Source organism: Nonomuraea sp. 3N208 (assembly GCF_052245935.1).
Taxonomy (GTDB): Bacteria; Actinomycetota; Actinomycetes; order Streptosporangiales; family Streptosporangiaceae; genus Nonomuraea.
The window spans coordinates 18,956-42,937 of the sequence record NZ_JBQQBR010000068.1 but is presented as its reverse complement, the minus strand read 5'-3'; the positions used below and the strand labels follow the sequence as shown (position 1 = coordinate 42,937).

Genomic DNA, 23,982 nt, shown 5'->3' with positions numbered 1-23,982 from the left:
GGATCGCGATCGCGAACGACACCGACGCCTGCACGATCAGCACGGAGCCGATGTTCGGCAGCACGTGCCGGACCGCGATCGCGGTCCGGCGCCGCCCGGCGGCCCGGGCGGCGAGGATGTAGTCGGTGACCATGACCTGGAGCGTGGCGGCGCGGGCGACGCGGGCGAACGCGGGCACGGTGGCCACCCCGATCGCGATCATCGCGGTGAGCGTGCCGGCGCCGTAGACGGCGCCGAGCATGACGGCCAGCAGCAGCGCGGGGAAGGCGAAGACGAGGTCGTTGACCCGCATGATCAACTCCGAGAGCCAGCCCCACGGCGACATGCCGGCGATCATTCCCAAGGGCACCCCGAGCACGGCGGCGATGCCGACGGCCACGATGCCGACGTACAGGGTGGTGCGGGCCCCCACCATGAGCTGGCTGAAGGTGTCGCGGCCGAACTTGTCGGCGCCGAGGAGGTAGCCGTCGCCGGACGCTCGGAGCTTGCGTGCGGCGTCGACGAGCGTCGGGTCGTGCGGCGTCCAGAAGAACGACACCAGCGCGGCCAGCACCACCAGCGCCACGAGCGTGCCGCCGACGAGCAGCGCGGCGTTCATGCGGCCTCTCATCGCAACCTCGGGTCGAGCAGGTGGTAGGTCACGTCCACCACGAAGTTGATCAGAAGCACGGCGGCGACCAGCACCATCACCACACCTTGGACGAGCAGCAGGTCGCGCCCGGCCACGCCGTTGAGCAGCAGGTCGCCGAGCCCGGGGATGACGAAGACGCGCTCGACCACCACCGCGCCGATCAGCAGCGTGGCCAGTTGCAGGCCGAGCACGGTGACGACCGGGATCGAGGCGTTACGCAGGCCGTGCCGCCACAGCGCGCCGGTACTGCCCCTGCCCTTGGCGCGGGCGGTACGCAGGTAGTCGTCACGCATCACGTCCAGCACGGCGCTGCGGACGTAGCGAGTGAGCACCGCGCCCTGGACCAGACCGAGCGACAGCCAGGGGAGAATGAGGCTGCGCAGCCACTCCCCCGGGCTCTCGGTGATCGGCACGTACCCGCCGGACGGCAGCGCCTGCGCCTGCACCGCGAACACGAACACCAGCAGGATGCCCGCCAGGAAGGCCGGGACGGCGATGCCGACCTGACTGACCGCGCTGATGGCGGCGCCCAGGGGGTTGCGGTGGTGCACGGCGGCGAACGTGCCGAGCGGCACCGCGATGACCAGCGCCACCACCATGCCGCCGAGCACGAGCACCGCGGTCACACCCAGGCGGTCGCTGATCTGCGGGCCGATGGGCGAGCTGGTCACGTACGAGGCGCCGAAGTCGCCCTGGACGAGCCCGCCGAACCAGTCGAAGAACTGCGCGACGGCCGGCCGGTCGGTGCCGAACTGCGTGCGCAGCGCGGCCACCGCCTCCGGGGTGGCGTTGACGCCGAGCGCGATCTCGGCCGGGTCGCCGGGCAGCAGCGCCATGAACGCGAACACCGTCACTCCGGCCACGGCGGTGCTCGCGAGCAGCACCACCAGCCGCTTGAGCAGGTAAACGATCACTGCTTGGCGAGCGCGGTGAAGTCGAAGGCCTCCGCGATGGCGTTCTTCGGCAGCCCGGTGACGCCCTTCTTCGCCACGATCAGGTTGGGGAACAGGAACAGCCAGTCGGCCGCGGCGTCGTCGGACAGCAGTGTGGCGGCCTTTTTGAGGTCGTCGGTCTGCTGCTGCTCGGTGCCTTCGTCGGCGGAGGCGAGCAGCTTGCCGAACTCGGGATTGTCGTAATGGAAGTAGTACGACTTGTCAGCGAATATCCCCATGTCGCGGGGTTCGACGTGGTTGATGATGGACAGGTCGTAGTCGCCCTGCTTGAACACCACGTCCAGCCAGCGGGCCGGGAACTCCAGGGGCTCGATGTCGGCGGTGATACCCACCTGGGCCAGCTGCGACTTGACGACCTGGGCGCTGGCGACCGCGTACGGCAGGTTGGGGATGCGCATCTTGACGGTCAGCGTCTTGCCGCCGAGCAGTTCCTTGGCCTTGGCCGGATCGTACGGGTAGTCGCCGGTGCGGTCCTCGTACCACGGGTCGGTGGGCGGCACCATCGAGCCGATCAGCTGGCCGCGCCCGGCCCAGGCGGTGTCCAGCAGCGCCTTGTGGTCGATGGCGTGGCGGACGGCCTGGCGGGCGCTCTTGTCGTTGAACGGCGCGCGGGCGTTGTTCATCGACAACACGACCTCGCCGTTCGTCGTGCCCTCCACCGTCTGGAAGCGGTTGGGGTCGGCGAACTGCTGCAGCGACTCCGGTGCCTGGACGCTGGAGATGACGTCGATGCCGCTGGTCAGCAGCGCGTTGTTCATCGCCGTGGCGTCCTTGAAGTACTTCAGCGTGATCGACGACAGCGGCGGCTTGGTGCCCCAGTAGGAGGGGTTGGCGTTGAGCTGGATGGAGTCGCCGCGCCGCCACGAGCCCAGCACGTACGGACCGGTGCCGACGGGCTTGTTGGCCAGGTCGGCGACGCCGGTGCGGCTGAACATCGCGCCGAGCCTGGTCGCCATCGAGTAGAGGAAGCCGTTGCTGGGCCGTTTGAGTGTGACGACGGCGGTGGAGTCGTCCTTCTTCTCCACCTTGTCGACCACGTCGAGCTGCGACTTGATCTTCAGCTTCCAGTCGCTCTTGACCCGGTCGAGCGAGAACACCACGTCATCGGCGGTGAACGGCGCCCCGCTGCTGAACTTCACGTTCTTGCGCAGCGTGAACGTGTAGGTCTTGCGGTCAGCCGAGACGTCCCACTTCTCGGCCAGCAGCGGCACGACCTTGCCGGTCTGATCGAGCTTGACCATGCCCTCGTAGACGTTGACGAGCAGCGCCTGCGGGATGGCGGCGCCTTCGGTGGAGGTGAAGTCCAGGTTCGCGGGCTCGGCCACGAAGCCGACGGACAGTGATTGGGCCGCGGGGGTGGAAGTGCCGCCGCCGGAGTCGCCGCCACAGGCGGCCGCGCTCAGCAGGAGACCGCCTACGGCGATCCAGATTCCGATGCGCCTCATGTCTTGCAGCCTCCTGGCTAGTGCACTGGTCGGACCAGTAGGCTACGCACATTGCCAGCCGACGGCGGCTCGGGTCAAGGGGGACGTCCATGAGTGGTCCGCAGTTCGAGCCGGTGCGCACCGTACGTGCTTATGAGCGGATCGTGGAGCAGATCGAGGGGGCGATCGAGAGCGGCGCTCTCTGCCCGGGCGGGCGGCTGCCCAGCGAGCGCGAGCTCATGGTGCAGTTCTCGGTGAGCCGGTCCACCGTGCGCGAGGCGCTGCGGGTGCTGCAGGCACGCGGCCTGGTGCGCTCGCGGCCCGGCGACCCGAACGGCGCCGAGGTGCTGCCGTTCTCACCTGCCGCCTTGCACAAGTCGATGACCACGCTGGCTCGGGTGGCGGAGCTGTCGCTGGGAGAGCTGGTGCAATTCAGGATGGTGATGGACGGGGCGGCCATCCTGCTGGCGGCGCGGCTGCGCACCGAGGAGCAGCTCGCCGAGATGGCCGCGGCCGTGGAGCGCATGAAGGAGGCGGACAGCGAGTCCTTCAGCGCCGCGGACGTCGCCTTCCACGACGTGGTGGCGCGGGCCAGCGGAAACACGCTCATCCAGGTCTGCACGGACGTCGTGCGGTCGGTCGTGGTCGACCTCGTCGCCGGTAGGATCGCCGTCGCTCCCGACCAGGAGGCGCTGATGCGCCGGAGCATCGCCCACCACGAGGAGGTTCTGGCCGCCGTGCGCGCCGGCGACGGCCCGCTGGCCGCCCGGCTTTCGCGCAGGTCGATGTACGACTACTACGCCGGCTACGTTCTCGAGGAAGAGCGAATCGCCATGCAAGCCCTCCTAGAGTGATTTGCCCCACACAGTGCTATCTTGCACGCGTGGGCCGCGGGGATGAGAACGGGCTGACAGAGGCCTTCCTGCGCGAGCCGCGCCGCTACACCAGCCACCAGGTCGCCGAGATGGCGGGCGTGCCGGTCTACCGCGCGCGGCGCTTCTGGCGTGCCCTGGGCTTCGCGAACGTGGCCGACGACGCCGTCGAGTTCACCGATTCGGACGTCGAGGCGCTCAAGACGCTGCTCGGCATGGTCAGCTCGGGCCTCTACGACGAGGAACACGTGCTGCTGATGGCCCGCTCGCTCGGCGGGGCCACCGCGAGGCTGGCCGAGTCGCAGGCCGAGCTGGGTGTGGAGGCCCTGGACCAGGCGGGCGTGCCGCTGGCCGACCGGCCGCGGGCCTGGCGCCGGAGGGCCGAGCGGGTGGTGCCCGACCTGGCGAAGCTGCTGGTCTACGCCTGGCAGCGCCAGCTCGCCGCCGCCGCGGGCCGCATGGCCGACCAGGACATGAGCGCGGTACGGCTGGCCGTCGGCTTCGCGGACCTGGTCGCGTTCACCCGGCTGAGCAGGCAGATCACCAGCAGCGAGCTGGCCCGGCTGATCGACAGGTTCGAGGGCGGCTCCGCCGACGTCGTCACCTCCACCGGCGGCCGGGTGATCAAGACGCTGGGCGACTCGGTGTTGTTCGTGGCCGACAAGGCGCACGTGGCGGCCGAGATCGCGCTGCGCCTGGTCGAGACGCACGCGCGCGTCAGGGGCCTGCCGGAGCTGCGGGTGGGGCTGGCGTCCGGACCGGTGATCTGGCGGATGGGCGACGTGTTCGGCACCACCGTCAACCTGGCGAGCAGGCTCACCGCGCTGTCGCTGCCCGGCTCGATCCTGGCCGATCCGGCGATGGCCGAGGAGCTGGAGGGCGACCGGGCCTTCCGGCTGCGGCCGGTCGACAGGCTGTCGGTACGCGGGCTGGGCGAGATGGCCCCCTTCACCATCATGCGGGCCGAAGCCGGTTGACGGGCGTCTCCGCCAACCGGGCGGGAGCCGGTCGGCGGACAGGCAACCTGGCATCGCGCTCGATGCGTCACTACCGTCAGCAAGCTCTGACGGGAGGCATTCACGTTGGCTGATAGAGCCATATTTCAGGACTTCGTGGTGGCGAGGTCCGACCGGCTGTTACGCACCGCGTATCTGCTGACCCGCGACTGGGGCACGGCCGAGGACCTGTTGCAGGAGTCGCTGGCCAAGGCGTGGTTCGCGTGGCCGGGCATCGACGAGCCCGAGGCGTACGTGCGCAGGGTGCTGGTGACGACGTACACGTCCTGGTGGCGGCGCCGATGGCGCAGGGAGCTGCCCAGCGCGGATCTGCCGGACGCGGCGGTCGCGTACGACCCGGCGGGACCGCGTGAGGAGCTCTGGCAGGCGGTGGGCCGGTTGCCGGCCAGGCAGCGGGCGGTGATCGTGCTGCGGTTCTACGAGGACCTACCGGTGGCCGAGGTGGCCGGGCTGCTCGGCTGCCAGGAAGGAACGGTCAAGAGCCAGACCGCCAAGGCGCTGGCCAAGCTGCGAGTGGACGAGTCGATCGTGAAGGAGCTGCACCGATGACCGTGCAAGACCTGCGTGACGTCCTGCGGGAGCGGGCCGGGGCGCCGTCGCCGGCGAACCCGTACCGCCACGACCAGGTCCGCGCCCGCGTTCGCAGGACCCGCCTGCGCCGCCGGGTGGCGGCCGGCGTCGCAGTGGCGGCGGCGGTCGTGGTGGGGGTGGCGCTGCTGCCCGGCGAGCAGCCGCGCGAGACAACGGCGGTGGCCGCGCAGGCCGGGCCGGAGCTGCCCGAGCGCTTCACGGCCGAGGACGGCACGGAGTACCGCCTCCTGGCCTCGGCCACGATCAAGGCCAAGGGCCCGGAGAAGGCGACGGTCACCGTGCCCGTCTCCGGCAAGCCGCTGGACGTGGCAGCGGTATGCGACGGCGACTTCGCCAACGTGTCCCCACGGATCCGGATCGACGGCCGCGCCACTGAAGGCCCCGATTTCTCGCCGTGCATGAGGAAGAACTGGAGGGACCTGCGCCCGCTGACCGTGCCCGAGGGCGTCAGCGAGGTCACGGTCGAGTTCGACACGACCGTCCGCGGAGGGGGATGCGTCAGCGCCAAGCGGGGCGCGCCGTGCCGGCCGGTCGAGATCGAGCGGGCCGACTGGAGGCTGGCCGTCTACGAATGGACGCCGCCCGCGCGCCCGGTCGACCCGGGAGCCCTCCGCGACTTTCCCGGCAAGCTGGGCAGCATGAGGCTGGCCGACACGGCCTCGGGCCTGTGGGATCGGGACTCGTCCTTCACGCTCGTGGTCGAGAGCCGGGGCGGGAAGATCGGCATCGAGCAGCTGTGCGCGGGCGACCTGAGTCAGCGGACGTGGTTCACGTACGAGATCGACGGCAAGAGCACCAACTCGAGCGTGAACTGCGGCGTATGGACGAAGGGGCCGTACCCGTTGGCGATGAGCGAGCACAAGGTCCCCAAGGGCAAGCGAGTGACGATCACCGGCAGGGTTGGCCTGTGGGGGGAGTCGACGAACCGTCCGGTCCGCTGGTCGGCAGCCGTGTACGCGAAGTAGCTCACGTGATGGGACGCGCCGCCGCGATCGAGGGCAGGCCGGTGGGCGATGTCGAGCTGCGGCAGGACGGCGAGCCGATGGCGTCATCGCGGCTCAGAGTGGGCATGGACTTCCGGCAACGACTCACCCCAGGGACATCCCCCGTCCCCGTCGCGAGAGGCCGCTGACCGCATGCCGAGCTTTCCCGAGATCATGCATCGCACGTTCTTCCGCACGCTGTCGCTGCTCTCGCCCGCCGCGCAGGGGGTGCTCCTGCGCCGCTACTTCGATTGGTGGCATCGCAACCCGGACCCGTGGAAGCTCGCGACCGACAGCTACGAGCAGCAGAGGTACCTGTCCACGCTGCAGCATCTGCCGCCCAGGCCGTACCGGCGGATCATCGAGGTGGGCTGTGCCGAGGGGGTGTTCACGCACGCGCTCGCCACGGCGTACCCGGACGCCGAGATCACCGGGGTGGACGTGTCCGAGCGGGCGCTGGCGCGGGCGCGCGAGCGGGTGCAGGGCAACGCGCGGGTGCGCTTCGTCCAGGCGGACATCCTCAACCACCGCCCCGACGAGCGCTTCGACCTGGTGATCTGTTCCGAGACCCTCTATTACCTGGGCCGTACGGATCGCCTCCGCCGGGCCTCGGCGCGGCTCGGCGAGCTGCTCGCGCCCGGCGGCGTCCTGGTGGCGGTCCACCCGTGGCCGGAGGCCACCCGCCTGCACCACTACCTGGACAGGTCGCTGCCCCGGCTCGGGGAGGAGGTCTACACGGCGACGTACCGGCCGTTCGCCATCTCGATCTACGGCACGGAGCCGGCCTGACGTTTGCCCAGCAGGTCGGCGGCGAGCTGCCGCACCACCACGCGCTGGATCTTGCCGGTGGCCGTCTTCGGCAGCTGGTCCACGACCAGCACCTCGCGCGGGCGCTTGAAAGAGGCCAGGCCGTCACGGCAGAACGCGACCAGCTCCGTGGCGTCCACGGCGCGGCCCGCCGCCGGCACCACGCAGGCCACCGGCTTCTCCAGCCCGTCGGCGTCGATGTAGGCCACCACCGCGCACTCCCCTACCGACGTGTGCTCCAGGAGCCTGGCCTCCACCTCCATCGGTGACACCCAGATGCCGCCGGCCTTGATCAGGTCGTTGGAGCGGCCCAGGCAGTGGTAGAAGCCGTCCGCGTCGCGGGTGTAGGTGTCGCCGGTCCGGAGCCACTCCCCCTGGAACACCTGGCGGGTGGCGGCGGTGCGGCACCAGTAGCCGGTGGCGATGGAGTCGCCCCGCACGTACAGGTGGCCGGGCTGCCCGTCCGCGGCCGGGACGCCGAGGTCGTCGAGCAGCCTGGCCTCGTAGCCGGGCACGACCGTGCCCGAGCTGCCCGGTCGTACCTGGCCGGGCCGGTTGGAGATGAAGATGTGCAGGGCCTCGGTGGAGCCGAGCCCGTCGATGATGTCCACGCCGAACCGCTCGGTGAAGCGCCGGTAGATCTCGGCGGGCAGGGCCTCGCCGGCCGAGACGGCCAGCCGTACCGACTGGAACGCGTCGTCGGGGGCGTCGGGGGCGAGCAGGGCCGCGTAGAACGTGGGGCCGGCGAAGAACAACGTCGGCCGCTCCGCCGTCACACGCGCGATCACCCCGGCCGGGGTGGGCCTGGCCGGGTCGAGTATCGCGGTGGCGCCCGCGGCGAGGGGGAAGAACAGGGAGTTGCCGAGGCCGTAGGCGAAGAACAGCCGGGCGACGGAGAAGCACCGGTCGCCGGGGCGGATGCCGAGGACCTGATGCCCGTAGGTCTCGCAGACGTCGCGGATCGCGCCGTGCCGGTGCATGGCGGCCTTCGGTGCTCCGGTGGTGCCCGAGGTGTAGAGCCAGAGCGCGGGCGAGTCGCGCCAGCTGTCATACGCGGCCCCGGCGTCCTGGCCCTGCACTGCCACGGCGCCGCGGCCGGCCTCCAGCACGTCCTCCCAGCGCCGGACCCGCACCCCGGCGTCCGGCACGCCCGTGTCCGCTCCGGCCGCTTCCGCATCGGCGGGGTTGGTCAGGACGAGTGTCGTCACATCGGGGGCGGTCCGCAGCGCCTCCCGCACGGCCGGCTCGAACTCGGGGGTGGCCACCACGACCCGCCCCCGCGCGTCCCGGAACAGGGCGGCCAGCTCGGTGCCGTTGTACATGGTGGAGATCGGCACGGCGACCGCCCCCATCCGCATGACCGCCAGGATGGCCATCACCGTCTCGGGGCGGTCCGACATGACGAGCAGCACCCGCTCCTCCGGCCGGACGCCCACCTCCCGCAGTCCGGCGGCCAGCTCGGCGACGCGGGCGGCGAGGTGCGCGTACGTGACGGAGCTCGGAGCGCCCGCGGGCCCCGTCACCGCGACCTGATCGCCTCGGCCGGCTTCGACCTGCCGGTCCACGAGGTAAACGCTGGCGTTGAACGACTCCGGCATCATGGCCGTCCCCATCCGCAGGCGGACATTCGTAGGCGCATCCTCTACAGAGAACGGATAAGCCGTCAACCGCGCGTAGCATCAGAGATGCACGTACTCGTAGTCGAACGGCCGCCCGTTGATCCCGTTGCGCGGCGGCGCCACCCAGGCGGCGATCTTCCCCGGCTCGTACACCGGCCGCATCAGCGCCTCCACGTGCGCCTTGTCCGCGGCCGTCGGCAACCACCGGCCCCCGGCCGCCTCCCATGACGCCTCGTCGAGCACCCGCCCGTCCGGCGAGATGTGGTGCCCGGCGAACACCCCGACCCGGCGGTTGAACCCGACGTGCGGCAGGTAGAGCGTGGCCTCGAGGCCGTGGCCGGCGAGGATCCGGTTCCACCGGTTCACGCCGGTGGCGCAGTCGGCGACGTACTCGCCGCGCAGGTCCGCGTTGAGCGCGGTGAGCGCGGGCAGCTCCACGTCCACCAGCCGGCCCCGCTCGATCCCCGGCACGACGGCGGAGGCGTCGGCCAGCCGGTGGTCGTCGGCGCGCCGCTCCTCCTGCCAGCGGCCCTTGAGCCCAGCGCTGAAGTAGTTGGCGACATTGGTGGACGTCTCGCTGCCGAAGAGGTCGAGACTCACGCTGTAGTGGAAGTTGATGTACTTCTGGATGACGTCGAGCGGGATCCCGCCGTACGGCCCGATGTCGCCGGTGTCGTGCTCGCGCGTCAGCTGCGCCGTGCGCTCCACCACCCGGTCCACGCCCGTGGTGCCCACGAACATGTGGTGGGCCTCCTCCTTCAGCATGAACTCGCAGGTACGGCTCAGCGGGTCGAACGCCGACTCCTTGAGCGTGCCGAGCTGATACTTCCCATCGCGATCGGTGAAGTACGTGAACATGTAGAACGACAGCCAGTCCGGGGTCTCCTCGTTGAAGGCGCCCAGGATGCGCGGGGAGTCCTCGCTGCCCGAGTTGCGCAGCAGCAGCGCGTCCGCCTCGTCCCGCCCTGACCGGCCGAAATAGGCGTGCAGCAGGTAGACCATCGCCCACAGGTGCCGCCCCTCCTCCACGTTCACCTGGAAAAGGTTGCGCAGGTCGTACAGCGACGGGGCGGTCAGCCCCAGCCGGCGCTGCTGCTCGACGCTCGCCGGTTCGGTGTCACCCTGGATGACGATGAGTCGTTGCAGGTCGGCGCGGTGTTCACCGGGCACCCGCGGCCAGACCGGCCGGCCTTTGTGCTCGCCGAACGCAATGCGTCGATCGTCGTTCCGCTCGGCCAGGAAGATGCCCCAGCGGTAGTCGGGCAGCGGCACGTGGTCGAAATGCGCCCACCCTTCGCGGCCGACCGAGACGGCGGTGCGGAGATAGACGTCCCTGGTCGGCAGCGCCGGACCCATCTCCGCCCACCACTGCAGGAAGCGCGGCTGCCACGACTCCAGCGCCCGCCGCAACCGGCGGTCCTCCGAGAGGTCGACGTTGTTCGGAATGCGCTCGGTGTAGTCGATGGACACCTCAGACTCGCTTCCCGCCTAGGCTCACCTCTTCAAGGGCAACATCGTCATGTAGCTACGTCAAGGGGATGTAGACCAATGGTGCTGGGCGAACGGGATCCGGGCGAGGATGTTCGCGATGGCCGCGGCCGGATAGTCGATCATGTCGGCAGGTAGCGCACGGACGGGCCACCAGGTGATCTCCGAGCACTTGTGGGGCTCGGCGTTGTACGGCTCGCCGGTCCACTTCGCACGAGCACGAGGTGAACGTCGACGATGGCCCGGAAGCGGCTCGGCTCGGCGGATGGGCCGCGATCGACGGGCGAGCCGCCGTCGGCGGATGGGCGGCGGTCGAGGGCCTGAGTCCACTTCACCGCGACGGCGGCCACCTGGATCAGCTCGGCACGCAACCGGCCCGGGTCGGTCTCCGCGAACGCCTCCAGCACCTCCTCGGCCAGGACGTGCCGCCGCTGGTCGCGTATTCTCGCGGGGACTTCGTCACCACAGTCCTCGCCGTACGGAGCGGCCGAATCCGTCTCATCCCTGACCAGGTCCGACTCAGCCGCCGTACGCTCGCCTCCGGTGCCGTCGGGCAGCTCCTGCATGCCCCACCTCTCGTCCTGGGCCGCCCGCTCGGCGGTCACATCGGCGAGCACCCTCGCCAGCGAGCCCGGCACGCCCGCGTCGCCGTCATGTGTCATGACCCGGAAACGTAGCAGCTCACGACCGGGCAGGCCGGAAGCCGGGACCCAGGTCCATGGCTCCCGAGCACACATGGTCACGGAACGCCCGCGCCGCCGGAGTCAGCCGCTCCCCCGCCGGCCAGCTCACCCCGATCGTCCGGAACGCGGGAGGCGACAGCGGGATCTCCACAACGCCCGAGCCCGGTATCACCGGGCGGGGTCCGGACTGCGAGCGGGGTAGGACGGCGACGCCGAGACCCGCCGCCACCAGGCCGCGGATGGTCTCCGACTCCTGGCACTCGAAGGCGATCCGCGGCTCGAACCCCGCCGCCGCGCACAGCTCGTCGGTGATCTGCCGCAGGCCGTACCCGTGCTCCAGGGCCACCTGCGCCTCCCCCGCCAGCTCGGCGGCCCGTACCCGCTCGCGCGTGGCGAGCCGATGCGCCGCCGGCACGGACAGGACCAGCTCCTGGTCGGCGAGCGGCCGGCTGTCCAGGTCCGGGTCGTCCAGCGGCATCGGGGCGACGAACACCAGGTCGACCACGCCCTCGCGCAGGTTCGTGAGCATGTCCTGGCGCGAGCCCTGCGCCAGGCTGAAGCGGGCGCGCGGGTGCCGCTCGCGGAAGCCGCGGATGAGCGACGGGACGAGCGTGCGGCCGAGCAGGTGCAGGAAGCCGAGCACGATGCGGCCGCTGTCCGGGTCGATCTCCTCCCGTACCTCGCGGGCGGCGCCGGTGACGGTGCTCAGCGCGCGGGCGGAGGCCGCGGCCAGCGTACGGCCCGCCCTGGTCAGGCGGATGCCGCGGCCGGACGGCAGCACCAGCGGGGCGCCGACCAGGTCGGACAGGGCGGCGAGGCGGCGGCTGGCGGTGGGCTGGGGGATGCCGAGGAGCTCGGCGGCGCGCGTCACGTGACCGGTCTCGCCGACGGCGGCCAGCAGGGCGAGGGCGGGCGCGAGGTGGGCGGCCAGCAGTTCATCGGATTCATCCATCACAGTATGAATTATCGCCTATTTCAGTATTAGACGTATTTATTAGCCTTGCTTAGCGTTGTGCAGGTGGTCATCCAAGCGCAGAGCGCTCCTGCACAGGTGGACACCCGGCGGGTGAGCGCGGCCGTCGCGGCGGCGGGGCTGTCGTCGTTCGCGCTGCTGTACGCGCCGCAGCCGGTGCTGCCGCAGCTGGCCGCCGCGTTCCGGCTCGATCCGGGCAGCGCGTCGCTCGCCATCGGCGTGGCCACCGGTGCGCTGGCGGTGGCGGTGCTGCCGGTGGCCGCACTGGCCGAGGCCGTGGGGCGGCGGCAGGTGATCGTCTGGTCGGTGGTGGTCTCGGCGGTGCTCGGGCTGCTGCTGCCGCTGGCGCCGTCCTTTCCTGTGCTGCTGGCCATGCGAGCGGTGCAAGGGGTGGCGATCGCCGGGTTCGCGGGCGTCGCGGCGGCGTACCTGGCCGATCACGTCGGGCCCGGCAGGCTGGCCGGCGCGGTGGGTGCGATGATCGCGGGGAACTCGGTCGGCGGGATGACGGGGCGGCTCGGCACGGGGTTCGCCGCCGGCCCGCTGGGCTGGCACGGCGCCCTGGCCGTGGTGGCCGGGGTCGCGCTGGCGTGCGCATTGTTCGCAGCCCTGACGTTGCCCCGCACACCGGGTCCCCAGCACGCCCCCTCGCCCGCCCATGACCCCGCGTCCTCCGGCGAACCGGCCGACGAGGCGCACGTCGAGCAGGTGCCGCGGGCCCATTCGCGTGCCGAGCGGGTGCGGCACGACGCGACGTGGCCCGGGCGCTCGAGGATGGACAGCACGCGGGCCGGGCGGAGAGGTGCCACTGTGGGGGTGCTCGTTCCGTGTGTGGTCGGCGCGCTCGCCACGGGCGCGTTCGTCGCGCTCTACAACGCCGCCGGCTTCCGTCTGGCCGCGCCGCCCCTCGCGCTCAGCCCCGCCGTCGCCTCACTGGTCTTCCTCTCCTACGCCATGGGCACCGCCTCCTCGGCCGCCGCGGGGCGGCTCGCGGCCCGTCTGGGGCGCACGGCGGCCCTGGTCACGTCCCTGATCCTGACGATGACCGGCGCCGCGCTCACCCTGCACCCCTCGCTGCCCGCGACGGCGCTCGGCTTCGCGATGCTGACCGCGGGATTCTTCGCGGCGCACGCCATCGCCAACGCCTGGGTGGCCGCCCAGCCGTCCCCACGGGCCCGCGGCCGGGCCGCGAGCCTCTACACCCTCTGCTTCTACCTGGGCAGCGGCGCGGGCGGCACGGCAGGCGCCATCGTGTACGGCCACGCCAGCTGGCCCTGGCTGATCGCCCTGACCTCGGCCTGGCTGCTGCTGGCCACGCTGGCCGTCCTCCTGAGAGCTAGGCGGGACCCAGCCGCGTGACGGTCACCGTGATCTTCTGGCGGCTCTCCGGCGGGCCCTGGTAGATGCCTTTGAGCGGCGGCACGTCCGAATAGTCCCGGCCCCGGGCCACCACCACGTGCGCCTCGCCCACGTACGTCTGGTTGGTGGGATCGAGCGGCAGCCACTCCCCCGCCCAGTACTCCACCCACGCGTGGCTCTGCCCCTCGACGGGCTCGCCGATCTCGGCGCTCGGCCGTGGATGCAGGTAGCCGGAGACGTAACGGGCCGGCAGCCCGGCGGACCGCAGCAGCCCCGCGGTGAGCTGCGCCATGTCCTGGCAGACACCCTTCCCCAGGTCCCAGGCCTCCTGCGCGGAGGTCTGCACGCCGGTCGAGCCGGGCATGTACTCGACCCGCGCCGCGACCAGCTCGCAGATCGTCGCGGCCGTCTCGTGCGGGTCGCGGCCCAGCGCCTGCGTTCTGGCCAGGTCCTCCAGCTCGGCGTTCACGGCGGTCATCGGGGTGCGCCGCAGCAGCTCCTCCATCGACGGGTCCGCTGGCGTGACGGAGGACTTGGGCCGGCGTGGCCCGCTCGTCTCGACCCTGCTGACGGCCTCGACGGTCAGCGACCTGTGCGGCTCGGGCACGTCGAACGCCGTCACCGTGGTGCCCCAGTAGTCCTCGTACGTGTAGGTCGGCACGGCCGGGCTCACTTTGACGCGACTGGACAACACGCCGTGCGCGGGCGTCATCCGGAGCTCGTTGTAGGAGGAGCGCGCCTCGCCGTCGTACTCCACGTGCGTCACGTGGGAGACCTTCACGCGCCAACCCATGCCATCGCCTCCCTGTGCTGGAAGAACCGCTTCGTGATGGCCTCGCCCGCGGCCGCGCACGCCTCCTGAAGGGTGCCGAGCAACTCGGGCAGCCGGTCGCTGAGCTCGTCCAGGTCGCTGTACTCGAGCCCGGCGCGCACCCGCCCGATCGCGGCCTGCGCGGAGTCGGCCACCCCGGCCCTGGCCGTATCGGGGGCCAGCGCCCGCAGGCATTTCTCCGCGGTCAGCAGCGAGTAGACGACCGAACGCGGGAAGAGCCGGTCGAGCAGCAGGAACTCCAGCACCGCGCTGTCTCTGGCGCCGTGCGTCCTGGTGAACGACTCGTCGGCGCCGCTGGCCTGCAGCAGCAGCCGCCAGTCGCTGGCCAGGTGCACGGCCAGGAGCCTGGTGGTCATGTCGACGCGCTCCAGGCTGCGGCCCAGCACGATGAAGCGCCAGCAGTCGTCCCTGCTCATGGTGGCGTCGGCGAGGCCGAAGAACAGGGCGGCCCGCTCCCGGACGAACGCCAGGTACGCGTGCGGGGGCAGGGTCTCCAGCTTGGACCGATGGTGCCAGGTGACGTTGAGGCATTCCCACACCTCGCTGGACAGCACCTCGCGCACGCCTCGCGCGCTGTCCCTGGCGGAGCTGACGGAGGAGGCGATCGAGGCGGGCTCGTCCAGGTCGTAGGCCAGGCGCCGGATCACCGCCTGGGGGCTGACGGGCGCGGCGGGGCTCAGACCGAGCACGGCGTAGAGGGAGCGGCAGGTGTCGGGCTCGTCGAGCATGCGGTGCACGGACACGTCGAGGAGCCTGGCGGTGTCGTCGGCGCGTTCGACGTACCTGCCGATCCAGTAGAGCGTCTCGGCGATGCGGCTGAGCAGCGGGCGCGTCATTGCTGGTCCCCTTCCCAGGCCGCGGTCCTGCTGGGGCTCCACTGCGCGGCGCTGGGCGCGGCCACCGCGACGGGGGCGGCGGGCGCGCAGGCCTCGCCGACCACCCACGTGTCCTTGGAGCCGCCTCCTCTGCTGGAGTTGACCACCAGCTCGCCTTCCGGCAGCGCGACGCGGGTCAGCCCGCCGGGCAGCAGCCAGACGTCGTCGCCGTCGTTGACGGCGAACGGCCGCAGGTCGATGTGGCGCGGCGCCGGTCGCTCGCCGACCAGGGTCGGCGAGGTGGACAGCAGCACCGGCCGCTGGGCGATCCAGCCGCGCGGATCCTCGCGTACGGCCTGCCGCACGGCCGCCAGTTGCTCGGGCGTGGCGGCGGGCCCGATCACGATGCCCTTGCCGCCCGCGCCGTCCACGGGTTTCAGCACCAGCTGATCGGCGTCGGCCAGCACCTGGTCGCATACGTCCGGCTCGTCGAGCCGGTAGGTCTCCACGTTGGGCAACAGCGGCGTCTCTTCCAGGTAGTAGGCGATCAGGTCGGGCACGTACGTGTAGATGAGCTTGTCGTCGGCGACCCCGTTGCCCACGCCGTTGGCGATCGTGACGTTGCCGGCGCGGGCGGCGTTCACCACCCCCGGGCAGCCGAGCACGGAGTCTCCGCGGAAGTGCAGCGGGTCGAGGAAGTCGTCGTCGACGCGGCGGTAGAGGACGTGCACGGGGCGCCGCCCGTACGTGGTGATCATGTAGAGGCGGTTGTTCTCGCAGACGAGGTCGCGGCCCTCGACCAGCTCCACGCCCATGAGGCGGGCCAGCAGCGCGTGCTCGAAGTAGGCGGCGTTGTAGACGCCGGGCGTGAGCAGCACCACGGTCGGGTCGGCGACGCCCGCGGGCGCGGCGCCGCGCAACGCGGCGAGGAGCCTGGCGGGGTACTCCTCGACGGGGCGCACGAACTGCTCGGAGAACAGCGTGGGGAGCGTGCGGGTCATGGCCAGCCGGTTCTCCAGCACGTAGCTCACCCCGCTGGGGGTGCGGACGTTGTCCTCCAGCACGTGCAGGACGCCCTGCTCGTCGCGGATCAGGTCGGTGCCGCCGACGTGGATGCGCACGCCGTTGGGCGGGCGCCAGCCGTGGGCGACGCGATGGTAGTGGGGGCTCGAATGCAGCAGCCGCCAGGGGACCACGCCGTCGTGGAAGACCTGGCGGTCGCCGTACGCGTCGTCGAGGAACGCCTCCAGGGCGCGGATCCGTTGTCGCACGCCACGCGTCACGAGATCCCACTCGGCGGCGTCGATGACGCGTGGGATCAGGTCGAGCGGGAAGGGCCGCTCGACGCCCGCGTAGTCGAAGGTGACCCCGCGATCGGTGAACATTCTGGCGAGCTGATCGGCCCTGGTCCGCAGCTCGCGTGCGCCGAGCGGCTGGAGTGCGGCGAACAACGCCTGGTATTGGCGGCGGGGCACGCCCGGCCGCTCGAACATCTCATCCCACGCTCCGGCCATGACATACGTATCAAAGATGTCCGCCATGACCGATTTATAGGAAAAGTATGTTTCGGGCAATGGCCTCGTATGTTACAACCGCACGGAGCGTTCGAGGGAGTCGGTCAGCCACAGGTGGGTGGAGCCGAGGGTGGCCACCTCGCCGCTGACCTCGGTCACCAGCCGCCAGTAGCGGCGCATCCGCGGCTCCCGGTCGTAGGCCACGTCGGCCAGCAGCCGCCGCCGGAACTCCGGGGTGTCGCCACTGCCGCGCACGTCGGCGTGCGCCGTCACGAACCGCTCCAGCTCCGGCCCCTCGCGGGGGGCCTCGCCCGCCAGCACCCTGGGCGCGGCCAGCGCGCACGCCTCACCCACCCCGGACATCAGCGCGCCCTCGTCGGAGATCAGCTCGATGTTGACGCGGGCGCGCTCCAGCAGGGCGCGCGTCAGCGATCGGTCGGCGGCCAGGCCGACCAGCTCGGCGTACGCGACCACCTGCGACGGCGTCGGGTTGATGGGCGGCTCCGGCACGGCCATGGACACGAACGCCGTGAACATGGCGTCGGAGATCGGGGCCAGCATCGCGCGCCGCCAGAAGTCGATCACCGCGTCGCGGGCGGCGGGCCCGCACTCCACCGCGGCCAGCAGCTGCAGCCGGGCGGCCCGCTCGGCCGGTCCGGCCTCCTCGACCGCCCGCAGGGAGGCCCGCCGCCAGGCCAGGCCGGCGAGCTGGATGTCGAGCGCGGCCCGCTCGGCTGCGACGACCTCGCCCACGGAGCGTTCCCCGTCGAGCACCTGCCTGATGGAGACCAGTCCGAGGCCGAGCCCGCGCAGCCTCCTGACCAGGCCGAGCCGGTCCACGGCGGCCCGATCGAACCTGCGGTGGCCGCCCACGCTGCGTATCGAGTCGATGATGCCCTCGTCGCAGTAGAAGCGGATCGTCCGCACCGGCACGCCGGTCAGCCGGGCCAGGTCGCCGATCCCGAGCGTGTCATCGCGCAGCGCCCTTGGCCGAGCTCCGCTCGGTGTCCTGAGATGAATGTCCTCGCTTCGCTGCGGATTCATCTCAGGCACTTGAACCTCCACTGGACTGGAGTTCCTACGGTACCGGCGTACCCGTTCGCGACGATCGAAGGGAGTTTCGCCATGCTGGAGGTCGAACGGCTGGAGGAAGGGCTGCGGGAGCAGACCGCGGGGTTCGCCCGCGCGGCCGCCGGAGGAGATCCGCAGACCATGGTCCCGACCTGCCCGGAATGGCCGCTGCGTACACTCGTGGGGCACATCGGGCAGGCGCACCGGTGGGCGGCCGCGCTCCTGCGCAAGGGCGAGCCGCTGTCCGTGCCCGACCCGTGGCAGGCCGAGCCCGGGCCTCCGAGTCAGTGGGAGGAGTGGCTGCGTACGGGCGCCGATGACCTGATCGGCGCTCTCAGGGAGACCGGCGCGGACAAGGAGATGTGGACCTTTCTCGGCCCGCGGCCTGCGGTCTTCTGGCTGCGGCGGATGCTGGCCGACACGGCCATCCACCACTACGACGCGGCGGCCACCACGGGGGCCATGTTCGAGATCGCCGACGACCTGGCGGCCGACGTGATCGACGAGGGCATGGACATGCTGGCCGCCCCCGGCGCCGAGCAGCTCAAGCCGGAACTGGCCGAGTTGCGGGGCCGGGGTGAGCGGCTCGGCATCCGCCCCCGCTCGGGGGACGGCTGGGTGCTCATCCGGACGCCGGAGGGGCTGCGGTGCGAGCGCGTGCCGGTCCCGGCCGGCGCCGACGTGGTGGTGTCGGGCGCGGCGGCGGATCTCATGCTGGTGTGCTCGCGGCGCCTTTCCCTCGACGACGGCCGGGTGGAGATCGCCGGGGACCGCGCCCTGATGGATCACTGGCTGGCCCGGATGGCGTTCTGACGCCGGTCGGCGCCCGCCGAGGTTGGTGATCGCCGGCTCGCCGCCGGCACGGCGCCGGACGAGGCGCGGCGCCTGTGCGAGGACGCGACCTGCGGTCTCGAGCCGGCGCTGCGGGAAACCGAATTCGCGGACGGTATGTGGCGGCCGAGCTGGAGCAAACGAGCTGGCCGCCCGTGCGACGACTGCTGCTATTGCCGGCACGCGGACGGGCGACTGCTGCCATTGCGGCGAGTGCTGCCAACTGCTGCGACTGCTCGCTCTGACCTGCGTCTTTTATTGTCCAAAGGGCATTGGACAATATTCGGACATTGATCGCTTGGCAGCCGCGGCAACGGCACGCAACAGTGGTGACGGAAACAACGAACACGCCCAGCGAAATGGGGGAAAATTCGCATGAGAATTCGTGGGAAAGTCACGCTCACCGTCGCCGCGATGGCCGGCTCGATGTTCGCCTATTCAACGGCGGCGGCCCCGTCGTTCGCCGCTTCGAACACCGCCGCGGGCGCGACCGTATCCGCCGCCCCGCAGCAGGCGCTCGACGTCATCCGGGGCAAGACGCGCTGCTTCAGCTACTCCTACGGCGACGACGGGACCACGAGCGTCACCGTCTACTTCCACAACCGCTGCAAGCACTCGCGGGGGATCAAGATCCGGGTCGCGCAGGCGAAGGACGCCTGCATCTGGGTCCGCGGCGGCGACTTCGACAAGAAGAAGTTCAAGGGCCCGCACCCGACCGTGCAGTCCATCAAGGAAGTCTCGCACTGCGGCTGACGTCCTGATTCCGTACTCCATGCCGGGTCCCGGCCGCGTTGCCGGGGCCCGGCCCCATATGGATGGCTTTGGTAGCCTCCGTGAGATGGCACAGTCGTCCGGATCACAGGACGAAGCAGCGGCGTCGCGGCGAGGGCGCAAGCCGATCCGGCCGGATCCGGAGTCCGGCCCCCTCGCCCTGTTCGCACACCGTCTGTGGGAGCTCAAGGCACAGGCGGGTGACCCGTCCTTCGCGGAAATGGCCTCCCGCCTCGGCGCGGCGGCCTCGAAGTCGTCCCTGGCGGCCGCGGCCCGCGGAAGCGCACTGCCGACCTGGGAGACGACCTGGGAGTTCGTCCGGGTGCTTGCGGTCGAGCGGCTGGGACAGGATCCCGAAGAGGCCAAGCGCGAATGGCGGGCCCGCTGGGAGCAGGCCGCGAGCGCCACACACACCGATGCCGCGCCCCAGGCCGTCCCGCACACCGAGACCGCGCCCCATCCCGCCGCAGACCTCGAGACGGTGGCCGGGCCCACCGAGACCGAGGCACTCATGGTGCAGCATCCCGAACCCCGAGTCCGATCCACTCCTGCCACATCCCTGATCGCGGCGGTCGTGGCCGGCGCGGCCGGCGTCGGGGCCGCGCTCTTCGCCTGGCTGGCCCCGGCCCAGGAGCAGGCCGAGCCCGCCGCCCGGAGCACCCCCACCCCATCGGTCTCCTTGTTCGACGACTCCGTCTTCGAGGGGGACGTCACGCATCCGGACGGGACGGTGGTGCGGAAGGGGGCGGAGTTCACCAAGGTCTGGCGGATCAGGAACGCCGGCACCGTCCCCTGGACGAACCGCTATCTCACCCGCCTGAACGACACCCCGTGCAAGGCTCCGAAACGGGTCGCGATCCGCCCGGTCCGGCCGGGCGAGTCCGTCGAGATCTCGGTACGCGTCCGCGCCGCCGCCTCCCCCGGCCGATGCAAGATCTATTGGAAGATGACCGACAAGGCCGGGGCTGAGTTGCTTGCCACCAAGAAACCGATCTTCCTGGACGTGGTCGTCGCCTGACCGCCAGGGCTCGAAGAGCGTCCTGGCCGCGTCGAAGGACTGCCCTGCCACGTCCTCCTCGGCCCGCCGGTACGCCTCGATCACGGCCTCGGCCAGCGCCTGCGACCCCAGCCGCAGCGCACGGGTATCGATGCGCAGCGCAGTCAGTGACCCGGACGGCGACAGCTCCACCGCCACCGGCCCCATCAACACCTTTCCGCCAGTCTCCAGAACGGCATCGCATGAATGGAGTACCAGCCGCGCTAGCGGTGCGCTAGCCGTGGGCTATCAGGGGCGTGGAGGATGCCGTGCCGTGGGTCTGCGCTCGTCGCGTGCCGGGTTCTGCTCGGGGCGCTCTTCGCGGTCGCTTGCGTTCACCAAGCCGCGCAACGGGCCTTCGCCCGCTGATCGGAGTTCGCCACCACGACCACCGACGGTGAGCCGATCTCCGGGAACTGCATCGCGGACATCCACGCCATCATCCTGCGAAAGCTTTTCTGACCCGAACGATAGGGAAACACACATGAACATCATCGGGAAACTAGGTGACCGCATTCTGGCGGCAATCGTCCCGGAACGTCACGCCGCTGCGATCGATTGCTACTACGCCTACAAATGTGGACGTGCCGTGAGATACAGGGCATATTGTTGCAACGGAAACTGTGGTTCCTACACCGTAGCACCCACGTGCGGTTTTTGTTGCGCATAAAGTCGCAGGAAAGGTCAGGGCCGGTCGCCTGAAAAGCCCGGGCGGCCGGGTCGCCCCAGAGGATGCGCCATGCGCGACGCCGTACGGTTTTCAACGCACTTCGCATCACCTGGAATTGTCACGTGTTAACCGCTGCGTTCCATCAGGAATGGTGCGCGTTCATCCATTCAGGGGTCTCCCTGAGCAGCTCGTCCAGATCCTCCAGGAGCTCCTCCTCGACGCTCCCCGCCCGCGCCAGCTCCTCCACCCGCTGGCACAACGCGGCCTCGCGCCCGGCCCCGACGGTCGCGCAGCTCCCCTTGAGCCGGTGCGCCAGCGCCGCCACCTCAGGCAGATCGCCGTCCCGCGCCGCCCGGAGCAGGTCCTCGAACGTCCGCCGCGCCGTCGCCAGGTACGCCTGCGCGACATCCGCGACCGCCTCCGCCGACAGGCCCGCCAGTTCGGGCGGAAGGCCGGCGTACGACGCCCACTCCGGAATCTTGGCGAGCACCCGCGGCCAGTCCACCGGCTTGGCCAGATGGTCGTCCATGCCGGCCTCGAGGCACCGGATCCGGTCGTCCGGCATGGCCGCCGCGGTCATCGCGATGATCGGGGTATGCGCCTCCTCGCGGCTCCTGATCTCCTCGGTCGCGGCCAGGCCGTCGAGCACGGGCAGCTGGCAGTCCATGAACACCAGGTCGTACCCGCCGGCCAGCACGGCACGCACCGCCTGCTCGCCGTCGTCCACGGTCTCGACTTCGTGCCCGGCCTGCCGCAGGACGAGCATGGCCACCTGCCGGCTGACCTCGTCGTCCTCGGCCACCAGGATGCGCACGCCTCCGGAGGCGCCCGCGGCGACCGGTGTGCCCTCGCGCGGCTCCCCGGGGCACTCGGCGGTGCCCAGGGCGTTCTCCACGGCGGCGAGCAGGCGGCGGCGGCTGAGCGGCCGGGTGATCGACTGGACGGCCCGCTCCCCGGCGGCCGGCCAGGCGAAGCGGGCCCGGCCAGGCGTGACGACCACGACGACGCTGGTGGCCTGGAGCAGCGGGTCGTTGAGTATGGCGTGCGCGAGCGTCTCGCCCTCCTCGGCTGCGCCGGCCTCGCCGGAGCCGAGGTCGAGCGCGACCACGGCCAGCTCGTACGGGCTGCCGCCGGCCGCCGCGTCGTGCAGGCAGGCCAGCGCGGACCAGGCGTCCCTGGTCTCCTTCACGGACAGTCCCGCGTCGGACAGGTACCGCCCGGCCAGCGCCCGGTCCTCGGGGCGCGGGTCGGCGACGAGCGCACGCCGCCCCTGCAGCGCCCCCGCCCCCGGCTCGGACCACGTCAGAACGTCCACCGGCAGCCGCACCCAGAACCGGCTGCCCACTCCTTCCACGCTGTCCAGCCCGATCTCCCCGCCCATGAGCTCGGTGAGCTGCCTGGCGATGGCCAGGCCCAGGCCGCTGCCGCCGGTCCTGCGGGTGATGGGCGAGTCGACCTGGCGGAAGACGCCGAAGACCCGCTCCCGGTCGTCGGGGCCGACGCCGATGCCGGTGTCGGAGACGGCGAACCCGAGCACCACCCGCGCGGCGCCCGGCTCGCCCTCGTGCAGCGTGACGTGCAGGTCGACACCGCCCTGGACGGTGAACTTGAGCGCGTTGCCGATCAGGTTCGTGAGGATCTGCCGCAGCCGTGCCGGGTCGCCCGCCACCTGCCGCGGCACGTGCTCGTCGAGCCGCAGCGTGAGCCAGAGCCCTTGCTCGTAGGCGAGGGGCGCGAGCGGCGCCACTACCTCGTCGCACAGGCGCGGCAGGTCGAACTGCGTCGCGTCGACCTGCAGGTGACCCGCCTCGATCCTGGACAGGTCGAGGAAGTCGTCGAGCAGGCGCAGCACGTTCTGGGCCGACTCCTGGCCGGTGGTGGCGTAGTACCGCTGCTCGTCGTCCAGCCGGGTGCCCATGAGCAGCGAGTTCATACCGAGCACGCCGTTGATCGGGGTGCGGATCTCGTGGCTGATCTTGGCCAGGAACTCGGACTTGGCGCTGGAGGCTTTGACCGCCTCGTCCCTGGCGTCGGCGAGTTCGGCCGCGTACCTGGCCAGCGTGGCCTGCGCCCGGCGGCGGCCGCGCGTCGTGTGGATCTGGATACCCAGGCCGATGAGGATGAGCAAGGCGAGCAGGGCCGCGACGGTCATCACGTTGCCGCGCAGTTGCTCGGCGGAGGCCAGGGCCTCGGAGGCGGCGACCTCGGCGGTTACCGTCCAGCCGACGCCGGAGATGGGCTCGGAGGCCGACAACACCGTGCCGTCGATACCGCGGAAGTCGCCGCTCCACGTACGCCCGGCCAGCGCGGCGTCCACCCGCGGGTCCTCGCGCAGGGACGTGAGGGCGTACAACTTCCTGGCGGGGTCGGCGACGAGCACGCCGGTCTGGTCGGTGATGAGCAGCTGGATGTCCTGGGCCTCGGCGGCGTCCTTGGCGAACCGCTGGATGGCGTCCAGGCTGTAGACGACGGTGAAGATGCCGAGCATGCGCTTGCGATCGGCGCTCGGAATCGGCACGGCCACGGCGACGGCCCTGGACAGGTCGCGCATCGTGGGCGTGTACGCCTGCGAGACGTACGGCTGGCGCAGGTCGCGCACCGCGCGGTACCAGTCGGTGTTGCCGATGTCCTGGGGCAGCGCGCTCTGCGGCTCGGCGCCCAGCATGTCGCCTTCGGGCGAGATGAGGATCAGGCCGCTGACGCCGTCGCGCATCTGCTTCAGCTCACCGAGGTAGCCCTGCAAGGTGGCGGCTGTGGCGTTCTCGACCGCGTCACGTATCCGCGGCTGCTGGGCGAAGGCGCTGACGAGCTGCTTGAGCGAGCCCATCTGCTGGTCCACCACGACCCTGCTGACCGACGCGGTCGTCTTGACGCGGTCGGTGATCTCGTCGCGTACCGCCTGCTCCGACAGGGTGATGCTGGAGGAGGTCAGCAGTGCCAGGGGCAGCAACCCGAGCAGCGTCCACAGGGCCGTCACCGCGAGCAACCATCTCACCGGCGTCCGTCTCCCTGTCGTTCGGGCCCTGTCACTCGGGTACAGACT

At 71.2% G+C, this 23,982-nt stretch carries 22 protein-coding genes; 10 read left to right on the top strand and 12 right to left on the bottom strand.

The features are described from left to right. From ACTWPT_RS55395 to ACTWPT_RS55385, 3 genes are all read right to left on the bottom strand, one after another. The coding region (locus tag ACTWPT_RS55395) for an ABC transporter permease (RefSeq protein ID WP_443185619.1) at window positions 1-598 on the bottom strand (598 nt) is incomplete at its 3' end. Between the two features lie 8 nt (window positions 599-606). Then, window positions 607-1,545 (bottom strand): ABC transporter permease, encoded by a 939-nt coding sequence (locus ACTWPT_RS55390; RefSeq protein WP_443185618.1) that lies wholly within the window; start codon window positions 1,543-1,545, stop codon window positions 607-609. After that, complete coding sequence (locus ACTWPT_RS55385; protein ID WP_443185617.1) at window positions 1,542-3,029, bottom strand: ABC transporter substrate-binding protein; 1,488 nt, start codon at window positions 3,027-3,029, stop codon at window positions 1,542-1,544. Before ACTWPT_RS55385 ends, ACTWPT_RS55390 begins: the two co-directional genes overlap by 4 nt. Window positions 3,030-3,118: 89 nt before the next feature. Between ACTWPT_RS55385 and ACTWPT_RS55380 the strand changes: the two genes are divergently transcribed. From ACTWPT_RS55380 to ACTWPT_RS55355, 6 genes are all read left to right on the top strand, one after another. Then, window positions 3,119-3,862: a FadR/GntR family transcriptional regulator gene (locus ACTWPT_RS55380; RefSeq protein ID WP_443185616.1), complete on the top strand. Its 744-nt coding sequence runs from the start codon at window positions 3,119-3,121 to the stop codon at window positions 3,860-3,862. Between the two features lie 29 nt (window positions 3,863-3,891). Further along, entirely contained in the window at window positions 3,892-4,857 is a 966-nt protein-coding gene (locus ACTWPT_RS55375; protein WP_443185615.1) for an adenylate/guanylate cyclase domain-containing protein, read from the top strand. A gap of 105 nt (window positions 4,858-4,962) precedes the next feature. Continuing rightward, on the top strand, window positions 4,963-5,445 hold the full coding sequence (locus tag ACTWPT_RS55370; protein WP_443185614.1) for a SigE family RNA polymerase sigma factor: 483 nt from the start codon (window positions 4,963-4,965) through the stop codon (window positions 5,443-5,445). Further along, the gene (locus ACTWPT_RS55365; RefSeq protein ID WP_443185613.1) at window positions 5,442-6,452 is read left to right on the top strand and encodes a hypothetical protein; all 1,011 of its coding nucleotides are present in this window, start codon (window positions 5,442-5,444) and stop codon (window positions 6,450-6,452) included. Before ACTWPT_RS55370 ends, ACTWPT_RS55365 begins: the two co-directional genes overlap by 4 nt. Before the next feature lie 5 nt (window positions 6,453-6,457). Further along, window positions 6,458-6,619: a hypothetical protein gene (locus ACTWPT_RS55360; RefSeq protein WP_443185612.1), complete on the top strand. Its 162-nt coding sequence runs from the start codon at window positions 6,458-6,460 to the stop codon at window positions 6,617-6,619. A gap of 4 nt (window positions 6,620-6,623) precedes the next feature. Further along, window positions 6,624-7,259: a class I SAM-dependent methyltransferase gene (locus tag ACTWPT_RS55355; protein WP_443185611.1), complete on the top strand. Its 636-nt coding sequence runs from the start codon at window positions 6,624-6,626 to the stop codon at window positions 7,257-7,259. On the opposite strand, the gene ACTWPT_RS55350 is transcribed toward ACTWPT_RS55355, so the two are convergent. The 4 genes from ACTWPT_RS55350 to ACTWPT_RS55335 form a co-directional block, all read right to left on the bottom strand. Next, the gene (locus tag ACTWPT_RS55350; protein ID WP_443185610.1) at window positions 7,238-8,878 is read right to left on the bottom strand and encodes a benzoate-CoA ligase family protein; all 1,641 of its coding nucleotides are present in this window, start codon (window positions 8,876-8,878) and stop codon (window positions 7,238-7,240) included. The two genes, ACTWPT_RS55355 and ACTWPT_RS55350, sit on opposite strands and share 22 nt — an antisense overlap. Window positions 8,879-8,956: 78 nt before the next feature. Further along, window positions 8,957-10,366, bottom strand: a complete 1,410-nt coding sequence (boxB, locus tag ACTWPT_RS55345; protein ID WP_443185609.1) for a benzoyl-CoA 2,3-epoxidase subunit BoxB — start codon at window positions 10,364-10,366, stop codon at window positions 8,957-8,959. A 140-nt stretch (window positions 10,367-10,506) separates the two neighbouring features. Beyond that, complete coding sequence (locus ACTWPT_RS55340; RefSeq protein WP_443185608.1) at window positions 10,507-11,046, bottom strand: hypothetical protein; 540 nt, start codon at window positions 11,044-11,046, stop codon at window positions 10,507-10,509. A gap of 19 nt (window positions 11,047-11,065) precedes the next feature. Continuing rightward, window positions 11,066-12,019 carry a LysR family transcriptional regulator gene (locus ACTWPT_RS55335; protein WP_443185607.1) on the bottom strand — a complete coding sequence of 318 codons (954 nt, stop codon included), beginning with the start codon at window positions 12,017-12,019 and terminating at the stop codon, window positions 11,066-11,068. Between the two features lie 66 nt (window positions 12,020-12,085). Between ACTWPT_RS55335 and ACTWPT_RS55330 the strand changes: the two genes are divergently transcribed. Beyond that, complete coding sequence (locus ACTWPT_RS55330; protein WP_443185606.1) at window positions 12,086-13,399, top strand: MFS transporter; 1,314 nt, start codon at window positions 12,086-12,088, stop codon at window positions 13,397-13,399. Here the strand turns inward: ACTWPT_RS55330 and ACTWPT_RS55325 are convergent. Genes ACTWPT_RS55325 through ACTWPT_RS55310 form a run of 4 tightly spaced genes read right to left on the bottom strand, consistent with a single transcriptional unit; the run spans window position 13,377 to window position 17,604 of the window. Then, the gene (locus ACTWPT_RS55325; protein WP_443185605.1) at window positions 13,377-14,192 is read right to left on the bottom strand and encodes a transglutaminase family protein; all 816 of its coding nucleotides are present in this window, start codon (window positions 14,190-14,192) and stop codon (window positions 13,377-13,379) included. The genes ACTWPT_RS55330 and ACTWPT_RS55325 overlap by 23 nt on opposite strands. Further along, window positions 14,177-15,067 carry an alpha-E domain-containing protein gene (locus ACTWPT_RS55320; RefSeq protein ID WP_443185604.1) on the bottom strand — a complete coding sequence of 297 codons (891 nt, stop codon included), beginning with the start codon at window positions 15,065-15,067 and terminating at the stop codon, window positions 14,177-14,179. The genes ACTWPT_RS55325 and ACTWPT_RS55320 overlap by 16 nt, the downstream gene beginning before the upstream one ends. Then, the gene (locus ACTWPT_RS55315; RefSeq protein WP_443185603.1) at window positions 15,064-16,587 is read right to left on the bottom strand and encodes a circularly permuted type 2 ATP-grasp protein; all 1,524 of its coding nucleotides are present in this window, start codon (window positions 16,585-16,587) and stop codon (window positions 15,064-15,066) included. Before ACTWPT_RS55315 ends, ACTWPT_RS55320 begins: the two co-directional genes overlap by 4 nt. 45 nt (window positions 16,588-16,632) lie before the next feature. After that, window positions 16,633-17,604 (bottom strand): helix-turn-helix domain-containing protein, encoded by a 972-nt coding sequence (locus tag ACTWPT_RS55310; RefSeq protein ID WP_443185602.1) that lies wholly within the window; start codon window positions 17,602-17,604, stop codon window positions 16,633-16,635. 81 nt (window positions 17,605-17,685) lie between these two features. On the opposite strand from ACTWPT_RS55310, the gene ACTWPT_RS55305 reads away from it, so the two are divergent. The 3 genes from ACTWPT_RS55305 to ACTWPT_RS55295 all read left to right on the top strand — a co-directional run bounded on the left by ACTWPT_RS55305 (window position 17,686) and on the right by ACTWPT_RS55295 (window position 20,251). Next, the gene (locus ACTWPT_RS55305) at window positions 17,686-18,444 is read left to right on the top strand and encodes a maleylpyruvate isomerase family mycothiol-dependent enzyme (RefSeq protein ID WP_443185601.1); all 759 of its coding nucleotides are present in this window, start codon (window positions 17,686-17,688) and stop codon (window positions 18,442-18,444) included. A 393-nt stretch (window positions 18,445-18,837) separates the two neighbouring features. Further along, on the top strand, window positions 18,838-19,215 hold the full coding sequence (locus ACTWPT_RS55300; RefSeq protein ID WP_443185600.1) for a hypothetical protein: 378 nt from the start codon (window positions 18,838-18,840) through the stop codon (window positions 19,213-19,215). An 85-nt stretch (window positions 19,216-19,300) separates the two neighbouring features. Then, a complete protein-coding gene (locus tag ACTWPT_RS55295) occupies window positions 19,301-20,251 on the top strand; it encodes an NBR1-Ig-like domain-containing protein (RefSeq protein WP_443185599.1) in 951 nt (316 codons plus the stop codon). Between the two features lie 830 nt (window positions 20,252-21,081). Here the strand turns inward: ACTWPT_RS55295 and ACTWPT_RS55290 are convergent. Beyond that, complete coding sequence (locus ACTWPT_RS55290; RefSeq protein ID WP_443185598.1) at window positions 21,082-23,934, bottom strand: response regulator; 2,853 nt, start codon at window positions 23,932-23,934, stop codon at window positions 21,082-21,084. Between the last annotated feature and the right edge of the window lie 48 nt (window positions 23,935-23,982).